Origin of the sequence: Streptosporangium oxazolinicum (genome assembly GCF_039537505.1) — a bacterium.
In the GTDB taxonomy this organism is placed as follows: Bacteria; Actinomycetota; Actinomycetes; order Streptosporangiales; family Streptosporangiaceae; genus Streptosporangium; species Streptosporangium oxazolinicum.
The window spans coordinates 160,183-180,416 of sequence record NZ_BAABAQ010000015.1 but is presented as its reverse complement, the minus strand read 5'-3'; the positions used below and the strand labels follow the sequence as shown (position 1 = coordinate 180,416).

At 71.6% G+C, this 20,234-nt stretch carries 15 protein-coding genes; 5 read left to right on the top strand and 10 right to left on the bottom strand.

What is annotated here, in order from left to right; translation table 11 throughout:
* Positions 1-5: 5 nt before the first annotated feature.
* Positions 6-650, bottom strand: a complete 645-nt coding sequence (locus tag ABD817_RS33240; protein ID WP_344922264.1) for an HAD family hydrolase — start codon at positions 648-650, stop codon at positions 6-8.
* A gap of 590 nt (positions 651-1,240) precedes the next feature.
* Positions 1,241-2,635, bottom strand: a complete 1,395-nt coding sequence (locus ABD817_RS33235; RefSeq protein WP_344922263.1) for a hypothetical protein — start codon at positions 2,633-2,635, stop codon at positions 1,241-1,243.
* A gap of 81 nt (positions 2,636-2,716) precedes the next feature.
* Between ABD817_RS33235 and ABD817_RS33230 the strand changes: the two genes are divergently transcribed.
* Positions 2,717-7,321: an HAD-IC family P-type ATPase gene (locus ABD817_RS33230; protein ID WP_344922262.1), complete on the top strand. Its 4,605-nt coding sequence runs from the start codon at positions 2,717-2,719 to the stop codon at positions 7,319-7,321.
* Between the two features lie 66 nt (positions 7,322-7,387).
* Positions 7,388-7,513 (top strand): hypothetical protein, encoded by a 126-nt coding sequence (locus tag ABD817_RS33225; protein WP_344922261.1) that lies wholly within the window; start codon positions 7,388-7,390, stop codon positions 7,511-7,513.
* Between the two features lie 30 nt (positions 7,514-7,543).
* Here the strand turns inward: ABD817_RS33225 and ABD817_RS33220 are convergent, their stop codons facing one another.
* The 7 genes from ABD817_RS33220 to ABD817_RS33190 all read right to left on the bottom strand — a co-directional run bounded on the left by ABD817_RS33220 (position 7,544) and on the right by ABD817_RS33190 (position 13,812).
* Positions 7,544-8,905 (bottom strand): glycoside hydrolase family 3 protein, encoded by a 1,362-nt coding sequence (locus ABD817_RS33220; protein ID WP_344922260.1) that lies wholly within the window; start codon positions 8,903-8,905, stop codon positions 7,544-7,546.
* A 133-nt stretch (positions 8,906-9,038) separates the two neighbouring features.
* Complete coding sequence (gene ptsP / locus ABD817_RS33215) at positions 9,039-10,721, bottom strand: phosphoenolpyruvate--protein phosphotransferase (protein ID WP_344922259.1); 1,683 nt, start codon at positions 10,719-10,721, stop codon at positions 9,039-9,041.
* Complete coding sequence (locus ABD817_RS33210; RefSeq protein ID WP_344922258.1) at positions 10,718-10,975, bottom strand: HPr family phosphocarrier protein; 258 nt, start codon at positions 10,973-10,975, stop codon at positions 10,718-10,720. Before ABD817_RS33210 ends, ptsP begins: the two co-directional genes overlap by 4 nt.
* 28 nt (positions 10,976-11,003) lie before the next feature.
* Positions 11,004-11,654 carry an HAD family hydrolase gene (locus ABD817_RS33205; RefSeq protein ID WP_344922256.1) on the bottom strand — a complete coding sequence of 217 codons (651 nt, stop codon included), beginning with the start codon at positions 11,652-11,654 and terminating at the stop codon, positions 11,004-11,006.
* A 168-nt stretch (positions 11,655-11,822) separates the two neighbouring features.
* Positions 11,823-12,299: a PTS sugar transporter subunit IIA gene (locus ABD817_RS33200; protein WP_344922255.1), complete on the bottom strand. Its 477-nt coding sequence runs from the start codon at positions 12,297-12,299 to the stop codon at positions 11,823-11,825.
* A 177-nt stretch (positions 12,300-12,476) separates the two neighbouring features.
* Positions 12,477-12,713 (bottom strand): PTS sugar transporter subunit IIB, encoded by a 237-nt coding sequence (locus ABD817_RS33195; protein WP_344922253.1) that lies wholly within the window; start codon positions 12,711-12,713, stop codon positions 12,477-12,479.
* Between the two features lie 64 nt (positions 12,714-12,777).
* Positions 12,778-13,812, bottom strand: coding sequence for an SIS domain-containing protein (locus ABD817_RS33190; protein WP_344922252.1), 1,035 nt, complete (start codon positions 13,810-13,812; stop codon positions 12,778-12,780).
* Positions 13,813-13,972: 160 nt separating this feature from the next.
* Between ABD817_RS33190 and ABD817_RS33185 the strand changes: the two genes are divergently transcribed.
* From ABD817_RS33185 to ABD817_RS33175, 3 genes are all read left to right on the top strand, one after another.
* Positions 13,973-14,713 (top strand): GntR family transcriptional regulator, encoded by a 741-nt coding sequence (locus ABD817_RS33185; protein ID WP_329090550.1) that lies wholly within the window; start codon positions 13,973-13,975, stop codon positions 14,711-14,713.
* A gap of 287 nt (positions 14,714-15,000) precedes the next feature.
* Complete coding sequence (locus tag ABD817_RS33180) at positions 15,001-16,368, top strand: PTS transporter subunit EIIC (protein ID WP_344922250.1); 1,368 nt, start codon at positions 15,001-15,003, stop codon at positions 16,366-16,368.
* Between the two features lie 225 nt (positions 16,369-16,593).
* Positions 16,594-17,103: an Rv3235 family protein gene (locus ABD817_RS33175; protein ID WP_344922249.1), complete on the top strand. Its 510-nt coding sequence runs from the start codon at positions 16,594-16,596 to the stop codon at positions 17,101-17,103.
* A gap of 190 nt (positions 17,104-17,293) precedes the next feature.
* On the opposite strand, the gene secA is transcribed toward ABD817_RS33175, so the two are convergent.
* Positions 17,294-20,107, bottom strand: a complete 2,814-nt coding sequence (gene secA, locus ABD817_RS33170) for a preprotein translocase subunit SecA (RefSeq protein WP_344922248.1) — start codon at positions 20,105-20,107, stop codon at positions 17,294-17,296.
* Positions 20,108-20,234 lie beyond the last annotated feature (127 nt).

Below are 20,234 nucleotides of genomic sequence, written 5' to 3'. Positions count from 1 at the left end.
ACGGGTCAGCGGAGCGAGACCTGGAACAGGGTCTCCAGTTCGGCGATGGTCAGGTCGGGGTCGCGGTGGTGCACGCCGACGATGCCGAACCGCCGGGCGGCCTCGATGTTGGCCTCGATGTCGTCGACGAACACGCACTCCTGCCCGGCCAGGCCGAGCCTGCCGAGCGCGTGCTCGAAGATCCTCGGCTCGGGCTTGCGCATGCCGATCTCCCCCGAGATGACGACCTCGTCGAAAAAGTCCTCCCAGCCCTCGCGGGGATACTCGTTCGCCCAGGAGTTGGAGAGCAGGCAGGTGCGCAATCCCGCGGCGCGGGCCTCACGGAGCATCTCGTACATCGGCTCGACCCGGTGGAAGCGGGAGAACATCCTGTTCAGCAGTCCCTCGGCGACCGGTGGTACACCGTCCGTCGTGAGCAGCCTGGCCGCCAGGTCGCGTTCGAAGTCCAGGCCGGAGATCTCTCCGCGCTCCAGGGCGTGGATGGTGTTCTCGCCGTTCTCCGTGTTCTCGTACGCGTGAACGATGAGCTCGCGCATCACCTGCCGGTAGTGGGCCTCGTCGAGCCGCTCGACGACGATCCACTCGGCGATCGCCTCGGCGAGACCGACGGTGAGCACGCCACCCCAGTCGATCAGCACGCCCTTCAGCATCTCTCCTCCTCGATGGAACGGGTTCCAGGGTAGGCGTGGACCGGTGGACGGCGACAGACGAGGTTCGCATCCACACCGTGACTCACCGCGCGCTCACGCCGTACCTCCCCAAACCATCCCCAAACGGACAGCGAGCGGTCCGAGCAGCCGGAGATTCATCCCCTAACATCCGATTCAACGACCGTTACGCGTTTCGCGGCCACAATACGAGGAAGATTACGAGAATGGCACTCGGGCCATATAACCGCACGTAGAAGGCATGATCGACCTCCTGCGGGCTCCATTTGCACCTTCCCTCGGTTCCCATGAGGAGGGATCATGGCAGTAGCTCAGACGAGCCGGTCACGCGCCCGTACGGCGCAGCGACCGACCACACCCGCAACGTCCACCACGCATGCCCAGGCAAGGTCCACCACACATGCCCAGGCAAGCAGGAAACAGGACGGCAACTCGCTAACGCTCAAACTTCCGATGCTGACCGTGCAGCTGCGGCCTCCGCATGTTCACCTGCCGCACGTCAGCAGGCAGGAGGCGGGGCAGGCCGTGGACGCGGCCAAGTCCTTCCTCCCGCCCGCCGAGCGCATCGTCTACTACGGAGGACTCGGCGCGCTCGCGGTGGCCGGATTGCTCGAATGGCCGGTAGCGGCGGCCATCGGGGTCGGGACGCTGATCGCGCAGCGTGCGCGCGGGAAGAACGGGTCGTCGAGTCCGGTCTCCAGGCCCGCGACGTCCACTTCCGCGACCGGGGGCACCGCGTCCCGGACGACCGGTTCGACGTCCAGGTCCCGCGCGGGAGGCACCACGTCCCGGACCAGACCCGCGTCCCGCACGTCCGCGTCACGCACCGCGTCCAAGGCCGCGGGCACCGTGTCCCGGGCGGCGGGCACCGCCGCGTCGCGCACCGCGAGTGCCGCGTCCAAGGCCGCGGGCACCGCGACCCGCGCGGCGGGTACCGCCGCCTCCCGGGCCACCGGCGCCGCCTCACGCGCGGCGGGCACCGCCTCCCGGACAGCCGCCAAGGCATCCCGGGCGACCAGGCCCACCGCACGGACCCGCGGCACCGCGACCCGCGCGGCGGGCACCATCGCGTCCCAGGCCACCGGCGCCGCCTCACGCGCGGCGGGCACCGCCTCCCGAGCAGCCGCCAAGGCATCCCGGGCGACCAGCCCCACCGCACGGACGCGGAGCACCGCGACCCGCAAGGGAAGCTCCACCGCACGGACGCGCAGCACCGCCTCACGCGCGACGGGTGCAGCGACCCGCGCGGCGGGTACCGCCGCCTCCCGGGCCACCGGCGCCGCCTCACGCGCGGCGGGCACCGCCTCCCGGACAGCCGCCAAGGCATCCCGGGCGACCAGCCCCGCCACACGGACGCGGAGCACCGCGACCCGCAAGGGAAGCTCCACCACACGGACGCGCAGCACCGCCTCACGCGCGACGGGTGCCACCTCCCGGAAGACCGGAACGGCATCCCGGGCCACGAGACCCACCACACGGGCTCGCGGCACCGCCTCACGGGCGGCGGGTGCCGCGACCCGCGCGGCGGGTACCGCCGCCTCCCGGGCCACCGGCGCCGCCTCACGCGCGGCGGGCACCGCCTCCCGGACAGCCGCCAAGGCATCCCGGGCGACCAGGCCCACCACACGGACACGGAGCACCACGTCACGGGCGGCGTCGTCCACGTCACGGACCGCGAGCACCGCCTCCCGGGCCACCACGCCCACCTCACGCTCACGGAGCACGACCGCGTCTCGGGCCACGAGACCCGCGTCGCGGGCCGCGAAGCCCTCGGCACGGGCGACGAAACCCGCGTCGCGGACCACCAAACCGGCGTCCCGGACCACGACGTCCACGTCGCGACGGACCGCGACGCCCACCTCACGAGCGCGAGCCTCGGCGTCCACGTCCCGCACCGCGAGCTCCGGCTCCCGGGCGGCGACGTCCGCCTCCCGTTCGAGGGGTTCGGTCCGCGGGAGGTCGTCCAAGTAATCGCAGCGATGGGGCCGATCAGGTCACGCGTAACAACGGCCTGATCGGCCCTGTCATTTTTCCCGCTGGAGATCTGAATGTTCGTGCCCCGCCTGCTGTCTGTTCCCGCGGAGACCCTCTGGAGCGTCGTGCCCGGCGCGATCAAGGTCGTACCCGGCGCGGTCAGGAGCGTCCTGCCGCGCTCACGCGGGAAACGGACCTGCCCCGGAGGGCTCCATGTCGATCTACGCGTGATCGGCGCCCCGGGCAGCGAGTCGAAGGCCCGGCGGCTGGAGAACGCGCTGCTGAGGCTGGAGGGGGTCGAGCGTGCGGAGGTCAACGGTGCCCTCAGCTCCATCTTCGTGGGATGCGACCCGGGATCGATCAACCTGAAGAAGCTGCTGGCGGTCATCGAAGCGCTCGACAGCGAGGGCGCGGACGACGACGAAGATGACGATGACGATGACGATCTGACCGACGACTACGACATCGACGACCTGGGCGAGGACACCGAAGACGAGGACATCGAAGACGAGGACGCCGAATTCGACGAGATCTCGCCACCGGGAGCCGGGTTCCTCGCGTCCACGCTGGTGGAACACCACACCGCCAGGCTGGTGGAACGGCACACCCGTGCCGGTATCCGGCTCGGCGCGAGCCTGCTCGGGGCGGGTATGGCGTTCGCCGGGCGAGCGGTGCACGCGCCGCCGCTCCCCCCGATCGTTCCGGCACTGCTGGGCCTGATCGAGTCCACCCCGAGAGTCCGCTACGAGCTGGAACGCCACATCGGCGCTCCGGCCACCGTCGCCCTGTTCACGACGGCGAACATCGTCACCCACACGTTGGCGCTGCGCCGGGTGGGGATGCTCGTCCAGTCGCTCACCGCCGCCAGCCGCTACGCCGAGGCGCGCGACACCCGGCGGGCCTGGGAGGCGCGCCAGCACGCACTGGCCTCGGGAAAGGGCTCCTACCGCCACATCCGTACGGCCAGGAAGCCGCGTCCCGCGCCCATGGCCCACAGCCCCGTGGAGCGGTTCGAGCGCGTCGGGAGCCCGGTGGCGGTGGGCGCCGCCGGGCTGACGTACCTTTTCGGCGACAGCCGGGAGCGTGCCGTCGCCATGCTCACCGCGACGACACCCAAGGCCGCGAAGCTGGGCCGTGAGTCCTTCGCCTCCGCGATAGGGCGTGCCCTGGCGAGGCGCGGGGCGATCGTTCTCAACGATCGGGCCCTGCGTCACATGGACGGGATCGACACCGTCATCCTCGACGCCGACACACTCGGCACGGGGTCGTGGGAGATCGACCGCGTCATCCCCCTCGGCGACGTGGACTCCGTGAACGGCGAGGGCCCCGGCGAGTTGCGCGCGCGGCTCCGCACCCTGATCGACGTCGACGACCCCGGCGCGCGGCGGGAACGCGACACATGGAAGGCCGAGCCCCTCGCGGGCCCGGCCGGGCTCGTCACCGCGGAGGCCGAGGACTGGGAGACCCAGGGGCTCCGGGCCGTCCGGGTGACGAGGAAGGGCGTTCCGGTCGCCCTGGTCGGCATGGCGCCGCAGGTCGACCCGCTGGCCGACGCGATCGTCGCCGCGGCCAAGGGCGCGTGCGCCGTGGCGCTCGCGGGGGGCGACCCGGCACTCGGCCTGCGGCTCGGCATCGACGAGATCGTGCCGGGCGGTTCCCGGCTGACCCGGTCGATCCGCGCTCTCCAGGCGGACGGCCACGGGGTCGCCGTGGTGTCGGAACACCGCATGGCGGCGCTCGCCCAGGCCGACCTGGGCATCGGCGTGCTGCGCCGCTCGGGCCGGGTGCCCTGGGACGCGGACGTGATCGCCGAGCTTGAGGAGGTTCACCTGCTCCTGAGCTGCCTGGCACCGGCGAGGAGGACGAGCGAGCGCTGCGTGTGGCTCACCGCCGCGGGGAACGCCGCCGGAGGCGTGCTGGCGGCCCTCGGGCCGACGGGGGAATCACCGCACAAGGCACAGCTCGCGAGCAGCTGCACGTCGATGGCGACCCTCGTCACGGGCGAGTGGGCGGGCCGGCACGCCGGGCGGGAGACGCCGCCGATCCGGATCGACAGAACCCCCTGGCACGCGATGCCGACCAAGGAGGTCCTGGCCCAGCTGGGCTCGTCGGCCAACGGGATCGACGAGGCCGAGGCCCTGCGGCGCAGGGCCTCCACGGGATCGGGAGAGCCGCAGGGCCCCGATTCGCTGCTCCGCGTGTCCGCCAAGGAACTGGCCAACCCGCTGACCCCCATCCTGGCGGCCGGGGCGGGCCTGTCGGCCCTGGTCGGCTCAGTCTCCGACTCGGTGATGATAGGCACGGTCATGGCAGCCAACGCGCTCATCGGAGGGAGCCAGCGCTACACCGCCGACCGGGCGCTGCACCGCCTGACCGAGGCGGTGGCGGTTCCGGTACGGCTGCGCCGTCCCAAGGAGAAGGCGAGCACGGCTCGCTCCGCCAAGGGGGCGGCCACCACCCGCTCTCACGAGCAGGCGAACGCGACCGTCGCGGACCTCGTACCCGGTGATGTGATCGAGTTGCGCGCGGGCGACACCGTCCCGGCCGACTGCCGCGTGCTCAAGGCGGTGGGCCTGGAGATCGACGAGGCCGCCCTGACCGGCGAGTCGCAGCTCGTCACCAAGTCACCGGAGCCCGTCAACGCGCCCGCCATCGCCGACCGGACCTCGATGGTCTACGAGGGGACGACGGTGGCGGCCGGCAGCGGGCTGGCCGTGGTGGTCGCGGCGGGCGAGACGACCGAGGCGGCCAGGACCGCCAGGCTCGCCGAGGAGCAGCCCCCGGCCTCGGGCGTGCGGCTGCGGTTGCGGGAGCTGAGCCGCCGGGTCCTGCCGGTCGCGGTCGGATCCGGCGTCGTCCTGCTCGCCGCCGACCTGTTGCGCGGCAGCTCCGCGCCGCAGGCGCTCGCGCCCGCGGTGAGCCTCGCCGTCGCCGCCGTACCCGAGGGGCTGCCGTTCGTCGCCTCGGTGGCGGAGCTCGCCTCCGCGCGGCGGCTGTCGACCCGCAACACCCTGGTGCCCAACCCCTCCACGATCGAGGCCCTCGGCCGGGTGAACGTCCTCTGCTTCGACAAGACGGGAACCCTCACCGAGGGGCGTATCAGCCTGCGGTGCGTCTCGGACGTGCAGGACGAACGCCCCCTGGAGGACCTGACGCCCGAGCTGAGACACATCGTGACCGCGGGGACGCGCGCCTGCCCCCGGCACGACGAGGGGCGTCCCGTCCCGCACCCCACCGACCGCGCCGTGCTGAAGGGGGCCGAGCGGCTGGGCGTGACCGAGAAGGGGACCGGAAGCTGGGAGCGGGTCGACGAGCTTCCCTTCGAACCGGGACGCGGCTACCACGCCGTACTCGGCAAGGGCGACTCTGGCCCGCTGCTGAGCGTCAAGGGCGCTCCCGAGGTCGTGGTCACCCGGTGCACGTCCATACTCCGTGACGGCCGGGTGGTCCCGCTCGTGGACTCCCTCGTGGCGGAGATCGAGAAGGAGCTCGACCAGCTCGCCCGGCAGGGCTACCGGGTGCTCGCGGTCGCCGAGCGCCCCGCCTCCGACCGCCGCGATCTCGACGAATCCCGCATCCAGGACCTGTGCTTCCTCGGATTCCTCGGCCTGGCCGACCCCGTGCGGCCCACGGCCGCGGAGAGCGTCGGCCGCCTCACGCGGGCGGGCGTACGCGTTGTCATGATCACGGGTGACCATCCGAGCACGGCGGAGGCGATCGGCGCCGAACTGAACGTGCTGAACGGCGGGCGGATCATGACGGGGCCCGAGCTGGACGAGATGGACGACGACGCCCTAGTGGAGGCGCTGCCGGACGTGACGGTCTTCGCCAGGACCACCCCGGCGCACAAGGCGCGGATCGTCGGCTGCCTGCGCCGGACCGGCAAGGTCGTCGCGGTCACCGGCGACGGCGCCAACGACGCCCCCGCGATCCGGGTCGCGGACGTGGGGATCGCCCTCGGGTCCCGCGCCACCCCGGCGGCGCGGGCGGCGGCCGACATCGTCGTGACCGACGACCGCATCGAGACGATCGTCGACGCGATCATCGAGGGCCGGGCCATGTGGAGCTCGGTCCGCGACGCCCTCAGCATCCTGCTCGGCGGCAACATCGGCGAGATCGTCTTCGCGGTCGGCTCCAGCCTGCTCAGTGGCGGGAACGTGCTGAACGCCCGGCAGCTGCTGCTGGTCAACCTGCTCACCGACATGCTGCCCGCGATGGCGGTGGCCTCCCGCCCCCCGACGGCCACCAGCCCGGAGAAGCTGCTGGAAGAGGGGCCGGAGGCCTCGCTGGGAGCCTCCCTCACCCGCGACATCTACCTGCGCGCCGCCACCACGGCGAGCGCGGCGGGCCTGGCCTGGGCGATCGGCCGGGTGACGGGTACGCGCGGGCGGGCGGACACGATGGGGCTGGTCGCGCTCGTGGCGTCGCAGCTGCTGCAGACCCTGGCCCTGGGCAGCCGGGATCGCCTGGTGGTGCTGGCCTCGCTCCTGTCCCTGGGCATCCTGGGCGTGTCCGTCACGGTTCCGGGGTTCTGCCGGTTCTTCGGCTGCCACTTCCTGGGGCCCGTGGGGTGGACCGTCGCCCTGGGAAGCGCCACCGCCACGACGGCCGCGGGGGCGGTTTTCCAGGCGGCCACGCGGAGGACGTCACCGAATGTTCACCAAACAGCAACCTCATGACTGGTGACTTAGACACTTTTGATATGAATTATCACCTTAAGTGCTGTCTCTCCCTGTGAGGTTGTTATGTCCGGATTCGTCTCCACCGTGCTCGCCAAGGCGGCCGTCATGCTGATCGAGGCCCTGCTCACGCGTCTCGTCCAGTCGCTCGTCCTCTCGCTGGCCAGGACCGGCAACCTCCAGGCCGTCTGACCCGGCCTCGCGGCGGGAACCCGCGTCCTCTCAGCGGGCGGCCCGTGAGGTGATGAGCCGGGCGACCTTGAGGTGCTCGGCCGAGCGGAGCACCCGCTCGGCCCTGGCCGGGTCGGCGACCGGCGCCCTGTCCAGCAGGCCGCGGGCGGCCTTCAGCTTCAGCAACCGCCGGACGGACTGGTCGAGCCGCGCCTCGGAGATCTTCCCGGCGGCCACGGCGGCGAGCAGCGCCCGGTGGGCCTCGCGATAGTCCGGCGGCATGAGCAGCAGGTCCACCCCGGCCTGGATCGCCCGGACCGCGACCTCCCCGTCCCCGTACTTCTTGCGCACCCCCGCCATGTCCAGCGCGTCGGTCGAGACGACCCCGTCGAAACCGAGCTTCTCGCGGAGCAGCCCGGTCAGGATCGGCTTGGAAAGGGTGGCGGGATCACCCGATGGATCGAGCCTCGGCATGACGACGTGCGCGCTCATGATCGCGTCGACGTCCTCACCGATGGCCGCGGCGAACGGCGGGGCGTCCAGCCTGTCCCACTGGGACCGGGAGTGTTTGATCACCGGCAGGCCGGTGTGGCTGTCGACGCCGGTGTCGCCGTGGCCGGGAAAGTGCTTGGCCGTGGCCCCGATCCCCGCGTCGTGGAAACCCTGGACGGCGGCGGCGACCATCGGCGCGACCTTCTTCGGGTCCGAGCCGTACGCGCGCGGGCCGATCACCGGGTTACGTGGGTTGAGGTTGACGTCGGCGACGGGCGCAAAATCGAGGTTGACCCCCAGGGCGCGCAGCTCGGTGCCCGTCACCTCGGCGGCCCGGCGGGCCAGCGAGACGTCGCGGGTCGAGCCGATGACCGACGCCCCGGGAAGGGGGGTGACCAGGGGGGCGAGGCGGGAGACCTTGCCGTTCTCCTGGTCCGTGCCGATCAGCAACGGGATCTCCGGCGACGCCTTCTGCAGCCCGTTGGTGAGCGCCACGACCTGGCGGACGCTCTTGACGTTGCCCGCCCAGGGGAAGAGGATCACCCCGCCGGGGCGGTAGCGGGCGACCATCTTCGCCGGGGTGTCCACCCCGAACCGCGCCTGGTTCTCCCCCGACGACGTGTCGGCCGACGGGCCGTACAGCACGGGCATGAAGAGCTGGCCGACCTTCTCCTCCACGCTCATCGAGGCGAGCACACCCTCCACCCCCGGCGCCTCCGCCGTCGCGGAGGCCGCGGACGTCGCGTCGGTTCCCGAGCTTCCCGGGGCCTCCGGGGTCGCGGCCGTCGTGCCGGCGGGTGTCGCCGCGTCGGCGCTCGCGGCGGTCTCACCCGCCCGCGTGGCACCGGACGCGGGCGGAACGGCCCTCCCCGCCTCGGCGCATCCGGCCGCCATCGTCGCGATCACTGCAATACCCGTCACACGTATCCACCGAGCCATGCCGCTTACGCTATCCGGGCCCGCGTCCCGGCGCCCGCGCATCCACCCGGTCACCACCGGCCACACGCCTCCCACCGACCGGCGCCTTCCGGTCCGTACGGGAGGTCCGCCCACGTCAGAGGGCCAGACCGGCGAGGCCGGGCAGGTGCGAGCGCGCCTCGGCGCGCGCGTCCTCCGGGGAGGCGGCGGCCCGCGCGGCGGCGGCGGCCAGGTGACACTGCTGACGCGTGTGGCGCGACAGCGCGGCCCGTACGACGGGCAACGCCGGGGCCGACATCGACAGCGAGGTGACCCCGAGCCCGACGAGCACGCAGGCGAGGGCCGGATCGGCCGCGGCCTCGCCGCAGGCCCCGCACGGCCTCCCGCGCTCGGCGGCGCCCGCCACGGCCAGGGCGACCAGGTCGAGCAGGGCGGGCTGCCAGGCGTCCTGGAGATCGGTCAGCGCGCCCAGCTGCCGGTCGGCGGCGAGGGTGTACTGGGCCAGGTCGTTGGTGCCGATGGAGAAGAAATCCGCCCGGACGGCCAGGTCGGAGGCGCGCAGGGCCGCGGACGGTATCTCGATCATCACTCCCGCCGACGGCAGCCCCGCCGCCTCGCAGGCGTCGGCGAACCAGGCGGCCTCCTCCGCGGTGGCCACCATCGGCGCCATCACCTGGAGCCGCGCCGACGAGCGCGAGGCCGCCGAGGCGAGGGCGGCGAGCTGGGTGCCCATGATCTCCGGGTGCGTCCTGAACAGCCGCGCCCCGCGCTCTCCCAGCGCCGGATTGGGCTCGTACGCCCCCGGCGGCAGGAAGGCGAGGGGCTTGTCGGCCCCCGCGTCGAGGGTCCGCACGATCACCCTGCCACCGGGGAAGGCGTCCAGCACCTCCAGGTAGGCGGCCTCCTGCTCCTTCGCGGAGGGCGCCTCGGCCCGGTCGAGGAAGAGGAACTCGGTCCGGTAGAGCCCGACCCCCTCGGCCCCGTGCTCCAGCGCGGCGGCCACGTCGCGCGGCCCGCCGATGTTGGCGAGCAGCGGCACGGCGTGCCCGTCGGCGGTCGCCCCCGGCCCCGAGGCGGAGGCGAGGACGGCCTCCCGCGCGGCGGCGGCGCCGCGCGCCGCGAGAACCTCGTCGTCGGAGGGCGCGGGCCGTACGAGACCCGAGGCGCCGTCGACCAGCACCGGCGTCCCCGGTGTGATCGAGGTCGCCCCCGGGCAGGCCACCACGGCCGGCACCCCCATGGCGCGGGCGAGGATCGCGGTGTGGCTGGTCGGGCCGCCCTGCTCGGTGACGAAGGCCGCCACCACGTCCGGGGACAGCAGCGCCGTGTCGGCGGGCGCCAGGTCGCGGGCGACGAGGACGTACGGCCGCCCGGTGCCGGTGGGCACGCCGGGCAGCGTCCGGCCCTCGATCACCGCGACGACGCGGTCCCTGACGTCGTCCAGGTCGGAGACGCGCTCACCGAGGTATCCCCCGGCGGCGGCGAGCAGGTCGCGGTAGTGGCCGAACGCCTCGTAGACCGCGCGGGCCGCGGCGGTGCCCGCCTCGACCAGCCTGGCCACCCCGTCCGCCAGGCCGGGGTCGCGGGCCATCATGGCCTGCGCCCCCAGGATCTCCCCGGCCTCGCCACCGGCGCGGGCCCCCCGCTCCTCCAGGTCGGCGGCGACCCGCTCCAGCGCCCGCCCGGCCCCGGCCAGCTCCGCGGCGGCGTCCCCGCCGTGCCGGGAGTCCGGGGCCGGGACGGTCGCCTCGTACGCGAGCACGTAGGCGGGACCGACACCGACCCCGGGGCTCACCCCCACCCCGGTGAGCGTGCTCACGGCGCCGACGCGATGTCGGCCAGCTGGTCGAGAAGCTCCTCCGCCCCCTCGCCCTCCGCCCTGATCACCACGGTGTCACCCTCCCTGACATCGAGCGAGAGGACCGACAGAATGCTCTTGGCGTTCACCGGCTCGCCGCCTCCCTTGGCGACGGTGACGTCCAGGGACGCCTTGGCCGCCGTCTGCACGAACGTCGCGGCGGGCCGGGCGTGCAGGCCGACCTCCGCCTTGACGGTGACTTGGCGCTCGGCCACGTGTTCCTCCCGGGGGTTCGCCCGCGGTCTAGACCGCGGGATCATCGGTGGTCGACAGGGGCCAGGCGACCCCCGTCAGGTCCGCGACCACGAGGTCGGCCGCGGTCAGCTCAGTGCCCGCGTGCGTGGTCGCTATGCCCACGCACGCCATGCCCGCGGCCTTGGCCGCCGCGATCCCGGCGATCGAGTCCTCGAACGCCACACAGTGTGCCGGATCGACCGACAGGCGCGCGGCGGCGAGAAGGTACCCCTCGGGGTCGGGCTTGCCCACGGTCACGTCGTGGGCGGACACGATCGTCTCCAGCAGGTCGCGGACGCCGACCTCCGTCAGCCGCTCCTCCGCCCAGTCACGCCCGGCGGAGGTGACGACCGCGACCGGCGACCCGTACGCCGCGACCCTGCGGACCAGCTCGGCGGCGCCGGGCACCGGCACGATGTCGGGCAGACCGGGATGGTCGTGGAAGGAGAAGACCTCCTCGATCAGGTCGTCGATCCGCTTGCCGGGGAAGAGGTGCGCGCTCTCCGTCAGGACGTCGCGCCCGCGCCGTCCCATGAACCCGCGCAGCACGACCTCGTCGTGGACCACCCCGTGACTGTCGAGCAGCATCGACCACATGGCCATGCTCCGCCGCTCGGTGTTGATCAGTGTCCCGTCGAGATCGAAGAGCGCCGCCTTCATGGGCGGTCTCGCCGTCGTCCCCACCTGTTCGTCCCCATCTCTCGACTCCGCGCCCGATACTTCACAACTTCACAGCCGATATTTCATGGCTGGTATTTCATGGTCGGTACTTCATGGCCAGTGTCTTACGGGTTGGTACTTCACGGTCAGTGGTCCTTGGCCGGTGCGTCACGGCCGGTTCCGCGAATCCTCAGCGGGATCGCTCCATTCGAAAAGCTCGTCACCGGCGTCGACGGCCCCGGTGGCGAGGCCGGTGACGGCGTCCGCGGCGGCGTCCAGCGCCACGACCGGGCAGATCGGGCAGCGCCCGCCCGCCTCGATCCCGGCCGGATCCCACGCCACCACCGGCTGCCCGGCGCTCACCCGGTCGCCCTCGGCGGCCAGCGGCTCGAAACCCTCACCCCTGAGCTCGACCGTGTCGATGCCCAGATGGACGAGGACCCCCCGGCCGTCGTCACCGACGACCACGAACGCGTGCGGGTGCAGCTTGACGATGGTGCCCGCGATGGGGGAGAGCACCCGGCCGGGCGCCCTGTCCGGCTCGATCGCCATGCCGGGCCCGACCAGTCCCTCGGAGAAGACGGGGTCGGGCACCGAGCCGAGCCGCACGGCCACCCCCGCGACCGGTGCCAGAACTGTGGTCACCGTTCCCCCCTCGGCATGCCGCCGCCCGCGAGGACGGCCCGTCCGCGCCCTGTCCGCGCCTCGGCCGCCCGCCCGTGTCGTCCGGGCGGCCCCGCCCGTGTGAGCGCCCTCACCGGCCCCCCGCCGGCTCCTGTCGTCAGCCCTGATCAGCCCTGATCGGCTCACGTCCGCCGTCGCTCAGCCCATGAGGTCCTCGATGTCGCTCGCGATCGTGTCGGCCTCGGGACCCACCACCACCTGGACGACGTTGCCCGCCGCCATCACACCGTGCGCGCCCGCCGCCCGTAGAGCCGTCTGGTCGACCTTGGAGACGTCGCGCACCTCGGTACGGAGCCGGGTGATGCACGGTTCGATCTCGATGATGTTGTCCGCACCACCGAGTCCAGCGATGATCGCGTCGGCGTCGGCCGCCATGTCGCCCTCCAGATGTGATCACCCTGTCCCCAAGGCTATGACCAGGCTAAAGGACATGTAGTGATCAGTCGGTCTGCGTCACCTTGTTGAGACCACGGGGGGCGTCGGGGTCGATCCCCAGCCTGCGCGCGAGGGCCTCGGTGAGCAGCTGACCGGGGACGATGAGGCCCAGCGGGGCGACCCACTCGGGCAGGTCCGGGCCGTTCAGCGCCGCGGTGGAGACCGAGGAGAGCGCGGTACCGCCGCCGACCGTGTAGGCCGAGGCGCCCGCGCCGGTCACCCTCTCGGCGAGCGCCACGGTGCCGGCCAGGGTCGGGCCCTCGCCCGCCGCGACCAGGATGGCCGGGGTGTCCTCGTCGACCACGGCGATCGGGCCGTGCAGCAGGTCGGCGTACGACAGGCCCATGGCGTGCAGGTAGCACGCCTCCTTGAGCTTGAGCGCGAGCTCCAGCGCGGTGGAGAAGGCCAGTCCCCGGCCGGAGACCACGACGCCCGGCTTGTCGGCCAGGCCCTCGACGATCGCCTCCAGGTCGCCCGGGTCGCCGACCAGCTTCTCGACCGCGTCCGGCACCCGCTGCAGGTCGGCGGCGTCGACGTCCGCGCCGAGACCGAGAGCGAGCACGGCGAGCGCGGCGAGCTGGGTGGTGTAGGTCTTGGTGGCCGGGACGGCCTTCTCCTCGCCCGCGACCGTGCACAGGGCGAGGTCCGCGGCCTGTGCCAGGGGGCTCCGCTCGCCACCGTTGGTGACGGCCACGGTCCTGGCGCCGCAGTCCTTCGCCCAGGCGAGGGTCTCGACGATCTCCTCGGTCCTGCCCGACTGGGAGAGGGCGACGGCCAGCACGCCGTCGAGGTCCAGCCTGCGCCGGTAGGTCGTGGCGATCGAGGGAGCGGCGAGAGTGGAGAGCCTTCCCGTGTGCGCCTCGGCGAGATAGCGGCCGTAGACTGCGGCGTTGTCGGAGGTGCCTCGGGCGATGAACAGCAGCTGGCGGGTCTGCCCCGCGAGCCGCTCCACCTCCCCGACCCTGGGGAGGAGGGCGTCGAGCGTGGCTCGCAGCGCGGCGGGCTGCTCGGCGATCTCGCTGCGCATCTTGGTCGTCATCTCGCGCTCATCCTTCGGTTCGGACGGACGAGATCGGGCCGTTATCGATCCGTCTCCGGTCCGTACGTTGACACCCTTTTCCGGCCTGTGGTCTAGTCCGGACTAGACCAGTACGAACCATAACTCATGAGACATCTCAGATCGAGGGGGGAGGATTCCTGTGGCACAGATCGATCCGGACAGCCCGGTGCCCAAGTACTTCCAGCTCCGGGAAATCCTGCTCGATCTCATCGAGAACAACGAGCTCGCGATCGGCACGGCGATCCCGTCCGAACGCGAGCTCTGCCAGCGCTTCGGGCTGTCCCGCATGACGGTACGGCAGGCCGTGGACCACCTGGTCTCCGAGGGCCGGCTCCAGCGGGTGGCGGGCAAGGGCACCTTCGTGGCCCGTCCCAAGATCGAGATGTCCCTGCGGCTCACCTCCTTCAGCGACGAGATGCGCGCCAGGGGCATGGAGCCCGGCTCCCGCGACCTGGACCGGCGGGTGGTCAGGGCGAGCGCGCACCTGGCCAGGGAGCTCGGCATCCAGCCGGGTGACGAGGTTCACTTCATCGAGCGGCTGCGGACCGCGGCCGACGAGCCCATGTGCATCGAGCGGGCCCACATCCCCGTCTCCCTCGCGCCCGACCTCGACACCCACGACCTGACGGGCCGCTCCCTCTACGCCCTCCTGGAGACCCGCTACGGCCTGGTGCTCGACGCCGGGGAGCTCACCATCGACGGCGGCATCGCCGACCCCGGTGACGCCGACCTGCTGAAGCTGCCGCGCGGCGGGGCCGTGCTGCTGCTCCAGCGGCGCTCCTTCGCGGGAGGCGTCTGCGCCGAACTCGGGGTGTCCACCTATCGCGCCGACCGCTATCAGCTCCGTACGATCCTGGAGATACCGACCCGCCGCGCCTGACCCGGCTCCCCGACCACGTCCCACCCGCCGCGCCCGTTCCGCCCACAACCCGGCTCCGCCGACGCCATGTCCGTTCCGCCCACAACCCGGTCTCACCCGCCTAGCCCGTTCCGCCCACAGTCCGGCTCCGCCGACGCCGTGCCCGTTCGCCCACGACCCCGACCCACGCGTTCCGCCCGTAACCTGGCCATATCCCGGCCCCGCACCGCCGCCGTCACATCCCGCCCAGTCCCGCGCGACCGCCCCTTCGCCGCCCTCCTCCCATCCAGCCTCTGGAGGAAAGCCCGATGAGCCCTTCCTCGGCGGACGCGGGCCTGCCCGCCGCCCACCCGTCCGGGTCCGCCGCGATGAGCGTGCTCCAGCGCCTGGGACGTTCCCTGATGCTGCCGATCGCGGTCCTGCCCGCCGCGGGCCTGCTGTTCAGGCTCGGGCAGGACGACCTCCTCGGCCGGACCGACAGCGTCCTGCTCGACGACGTGGCCAGCGTCGTCGGCACCGCGGGCGGCGCCCTGTTCGACAACCTGCCCATCCTGTTCGCGATCGGCGTCGCCATCGGGTTCGCCCGCAAGGCCGACGGCTCCACCGCCCTGGCGGCGCTCGTCGGCTACCTGGTCTTCCACGCCGTCAGCATGAACATGTTCTTCATCCTCTTCGACGCCGACCTGAGGGAGTCCATCACCACGGAGGTGTTCGACAGGGCCAACCCCGGCGTCCCCGAAACGGTCCTGAACCTCGGCGCGCAGAACCCGACCCGGGTGCTCGGCGGCATCGTGATGGGCCTGGTCTCGGCGTTGCTCTGGCAGCGCTACTACCGCACCAAGCTGCCGACCTGGCTGGCCTTCTTCGGCGGGCGCCGCCTGGTGCCGATCCTCACCGCCTTCGCCGGGCTCGTGATCGGCGTGCTCTTCGGTTTCGTCTGGCCGGTGCTGGGCGGCTGGGTCCGCGCCTCGGGGACCTGGCTCGCCTCCAACAGCGAACTCGGCGCCGGGGTCTACGGCATGATCAACCGCGCCCTGCTCCCGTTCGGCATGCACCACATCGTCAACAACGTGATCTGGACCCAGGTCCCCGAGTGCGTGGTCGACGGCAAGAAGCTCGCCGGGGACCTGATCTGCTTCAACAACGGCGCCGTCGGCTACGGCGGCTTCGAGGCCGGTTTCTACCCGGTTCTCATGTTCGGCCTGCCCGCCGCCGCGATCGCCATCTGGCGGGCCGCGCCGCCGCACCGCCGCACCGCGGTCGGCTCGATCATGATCTCCGCGGCGTTCACCGCGTTCCTCACCGGGATCACCGAGCCGATCGAGTTCGCCTTCATCTTCGTGGCGCCGGTCCTGTTCGTGATCCACATCGTGCTGACCGGCGTCTCCATGGCCCTCGCCTCCGCCCTGGGCGTGAAGCTCGCCTTCAGCTTCTCCTCCGGGCTGATCGACCTCGGCCTGTACGGGACCGCGCCCAACGCCCGGGGGATACCGATCATCATCGTGATGGGGCTGCTCTACGCGGTGATCTACTACGCCGTGTTCAGCTTCCTGATCAGGAGGCTGAACATCATGACCCCCGGCCGCGAGCCCGAGCCCGACGTCGACTCCGGGGAGTCCTCCACCTCGACGCGGGGCAGAGCGGACACCGGCCCGCCCTCCCCTGAAGGGCGCTGAGAGGCGCGCCGAGCGGTTTCGGCCGTCCGTCGGAGATCACGGCTCTGGCCACAACCCGTCCCCTCGCGGGGACCGGCCGCTCCAACCTGAGGTGACCTTCTCCGCCCAACAGGGCGAAGTGACCGGGATTTCCGGGAAGTTGGCGGGCGGCGTATCTGGGCAGCGGGCCGGAAACTCCCTGATGTGTCAGTTTCCCCACCTCAGCCCAGCACAATCGGAGTCCCCATGTCGCCCCCACGACGTCAGGCATCGCTCCCCAGGATCGCCCCCTCCCCCACCGCCGAACCGCCCTACGACGACGACCGTCCCGCCGGGGACACCCCGGCCATGCCGCCGTACGTGCAGGGCACCCTCGCCCTCGCCCTCGATCCCGGGAAGCCCGGCCCCTCGGCCGGGAAACCGCTGGTCTGGGGCCCGCCCGGCGCGGTCCCCGACGAGCGGCGGCTGCGGGCCCTCGCGCAGGCCGTCGCCGAGATCCTGTCCGGCAGGCGCCCTCCGGCGAGCGTCTCCTGCCACCTGACCGGCCGGGTCCAGGCCGAGCTGGTGAGGAGCGGGAAGATCATCGACAGCGCCCGCCCGCCCCGGGCGGGCAGGGCCCACGTCTCCCAGCCGGAGGACGGGGTGGTGGAGATGTGCGCCGTGGTCGACTGCGGCGACCGCTCGCGCGTCCTGGCGCTGAGGCTGGAACGCCGGGGCGTGCGCTGGCTGTGCACCGAGTTCGAGACGAGCCCCTGACCCGCGTCCCGTAGCGGAGGGCTCGTCGCGCGCCGACCGGCCGCGCTCGTTCCGGGAGGCGGCCCCTGAAACCCCCTGAAGTCCCGTGAAGCCGTAACACTCCCGCCCGCCGCGTTCCACACGGGAGGCAACGGAGGCCGGATACGCCGGAGGGCCCGCACCGTGCGCGGTGCGGGCCCTCCGGGGACGGTCAGACCTCGACGTGCTTGGGGTCGCCGTGGCAGCGCTTGTACTTCTTGCCGGAACCGCAGGGGCACGGGGCGTTGCGCTCGACGTTGCCGTACGCGTCACGCTCGGCCTTGGTGCTGATCCGGGTGTGCTCCACCTCGCCACTCTCGCCCGGAGCGGTGTACTCCAGCTCGGTGGGACGCTGCGGGCCGCGCAGGCCGCGGGCGATGATCGAGCGGGTCTCCGCGATCGCGGCGTCCTCGGAGTGGTCGTGCTCCTCGACGATCGGGTTGCTCTGGACCTCGACCTCGAGGTTGAACAGGTAACCGACCGACTCCTCCTTGATGCCCTCAAGCATCTGGGAGAACATCTCGAAGCCCTCACGCTGGTACTCGATCAGCGGGTCGCGCTGGGCCATCGCCCGCAGGCCGATGCCCTCCTGGAGATAGTCCATCTCGTAGAGGTGCTCGCGCCACTTGCGGTCGAGGACCGACAGGATGACGCGGCGCTCCAGCACCCGCATGCCCTCCGGGTCCATCGCCTGAGCGTTGATCTCCTCTTCGCGACGGTCGTAGGCGGCCGCCGCGTCGGCCTTGATCCGCTCGTCGAGGATCTGGGCGGTCAGATCCTCTCGGCTCCCGGCCTCCTCGATGAGCTGTTCGGCGGTGATGCTGATGGGGTACAGCTGGCCGAGGGCCTTCCACAGCTTGTCGAGGTCCCACTCCTCGGCGAAGCCCTCGGCGGTGGCGCCCGCGATGTACTCGTCGATCACGTCGTTGACGAAGCCGCGGATCTGCTCGCGCAGGTCCGCGCCCTCCAGCACCCGGTGGCGCTCGGCGTAGATCACCTTGCGCTGCCGGTTCATGACCTCGTCGTACTTCAGAACGTTCTTGCGGATCTCGAAGTTCTGCTGCTCGACCTGGTGCTGGGCGGAGGCGATCGCCTTGGAGACGATGCCCGACTCGATCGGGACGTCGTCGGGGATGTTGAGGCGCGTCATGATCATCTCGACCCTGGCCGAGTTGAACAGGCGCATGAGATCGTCTTCGAGCGAGAGGTAGAAACGCGACTCGCCCGGGTCGCCCTGACGGCCGGAACGGCCGCGGAGCTGGTTGTCGATGCGCCGCGACTCGTGTCGCTCGGTGCCCAGGACGTAGAGGCCGCCGAGTTCGGTGACCTCGTCGTGCTCGGCCTGCACGGCCGCCTTGGCCTTCTCCAGCGCCTCGCCCCACGCCTTGTCGTACTCCTCCGGGGTCTCGACCGGGTCGAGGCCGCGGCTGCGCAGCTCCAGGTCGGCGCGGAAGTCGGGGTTGCCGCCAAGCATGATGTCGGTGCCTCGACCGGCCATGTTGGTGGCCACGGTGACGGCGTGCTTGCGGCCCGCCTCGGCGATGATCGCCGCCTCACGGGCGTGGTTCTTGGCGTTGAGGACCTCGTGCTTGACGCCCTTGCGCTTGAGCTCCTTGGCGAGGCGCTCGGACTTGGCGACGCTCGTGGTGCCGACCAGCACCGGCTGGCCCCGCTCGTAGCGCTCCTTGATGTCCTCGACGCTCGCCATGAACTTGGCGTCCTCGGTCTTGTAGACCACGTCGGCCTGGTCCTTGCGGATCATCGGCCGGTTCGTCGGGATCGGGACGACGCCGAGCTTGTAGGTCTGGTGGAACTCGTTGGCCTCGGTCGCCGCGGTTCCGGTCATGCCGGAGAGCGTCTCGTAGAGGCGGAAGTAGTTCTGCAGCGTGATCGTGGCGAGGGTCTGGTTCTCGTCCTTGATCTTGACGCTTTCCTTCGCCTCGATGGCCTGGTGCATGCCCTCGTTGTAGCGGCGGCCGTGCAGGACTCGACCGGTGAACTCGTCGACGATCAGGACCTCGCCGTCGACGACGATGTAGTCCTTGTCCTTCTTGTAGAGCTCCTTGGCCTTCAACGCGTTGTTGAGGAAGCCGACCAGGTGGGTGTGCTCGGGCTTGTAGAGGTTCTCGATGCCCAGCCAGTCTTCGACCTTCTCCACGCCGGACTCGAAGATGCCGACCGTGCGCTTCTTCTCGTCGACGGCGTAGTCGCCGGTGTTCTCCTCGCCGTCCTTGCCCTCGGTGCCCCTGCGGAGCCGGGGGACGATCTTGGCGAACTCGGCGTACCACTTGCCGGACTGCTCGCCGGGGCCGGAGATGATCAGCGGCGTCCTGGCCTCGTCGATGAGGATCGAGTCGACCTCGTCGACGACGGCGAAGTGGTGGCCGCGCTGGACGCACTCCTCCAGCGACCACGCCATGTTGTCGCGCAGGTAGTCGAAGCCGAACTCGTTGTTCGTGCCGTACGTGATGTCGGCGTTGTACTGCTTGCGACGCTCGTCGGCCGGCATGTTGGCCAGGATCACGCCGACCTCGAGACCGAGGAAGCGGTGGATCCGGCCCATCTCGTCGCCGTCACGCTTGGCCAGGTAGTCGTTGACCGTGATGACGTGGACGCCCTTGCCCGAGATGGCGTTGAGGTAGGTGGGCAGCGTACAGGTGAGGGTCTTGCCCTCACCGGTGCGCATCTCCGAGATGTTGCCCATGTGCAGGTTGGCCCCGCCCATGATCTGCACGTCGAAGTGGCGCTTGCCCAGCACGCGCCGGGACGCCTCGCGAACGGTGGCGAAGGCCTCGGGAAGCAGGTCGTCGAGGGACTCGCCCTCGGCGTAGCGCTGCTTGTAGTCGTCGGTGAGCGCGCGAAGCTCGGCGTCGGTCAAGCTCGTGAAGTCGTCTTCAATGGAGTTGACCTGGTCGGCGATCCGCTTGAGCTTGCGCAGAAGCTTGCCTTCGCCGGCGCGAAGAATTCTATCGAGAAAGGCTGGCACTTTAGGTAAAGCTCCTCGCAGGTCTTCCACGGCCGGACCGGCCCGGCTGAGGACGAGACATGGTTCTCCGCTGCCATCGTAGGCGGTTCCGCCACCAGACACAGCCACCCTGAAAGACGCTCTTGTG

What these genes read in the sequence shown, in the direction of transcription:
- ABD817_RS33240 (WP_344922264.1), bottom strand. Translation starts at nt 650, where the DNA reads ATGCTGAAGGGCGTGCTGATCGACTGGGGTGGCGTGCTCACCGTCGGT.
- ABD817_RS33230 (WP_344922262.1), top strand. Translation starts at nt 2,717, where the DNA reads ATGTTCGTGCCCCGCCTGCTGTCTGTTCCCGCGGAGACCCTCTGGAGC.
- ABD817_RS33225 (WP_344922261.1), top strand. Translation starts at nt 7,388, where the DNA reads ATGTCCGGATTCGTCTCCACCGTGCTCGCCAAGGCGGCCGTCATGCTG.
- ABD817_RS33205 (WP_344922256.1), bottom strand. Translation starts at nt 11,654, where the DNA reads ATGAAGGCGGCGCTCTTCGATCTCGACGGGACACTGATCAACACCGAG.
- ABD817_RS33195 (WP_344922253.1), bottom strand. Translation starts at nt 12,713, where the DNA reads ATGGCGGCCGACGCCGACGCGATCATCGCTGGACTCGGTGGTGCGGAC.
- ABD817_RS33190 (WP_344922252.1), bottom strand. Translation starts at nt 13,812, where the DNA reads ATGACGACCAAGATGCGCAGCGAGATCGCCGAGCAGCCCGCCGCGCTG.
- ABD817_RS33180 (WP_344922250.1), top strand. Translation starts at nt 15,001, where the DNA reads ATGAGCCCTTCCTCGGCGGACGCGGGCCTGCCCGCCGCCCACCCGTCC.
- ABD817_RS33175 (WP_344922249.1), top strand. Translation starts at nt 16,594, where the DNA reads ATGTCGCCCCCACGACGTCAGGCATCGCTCCCCAGGATCGCCCCCTCC.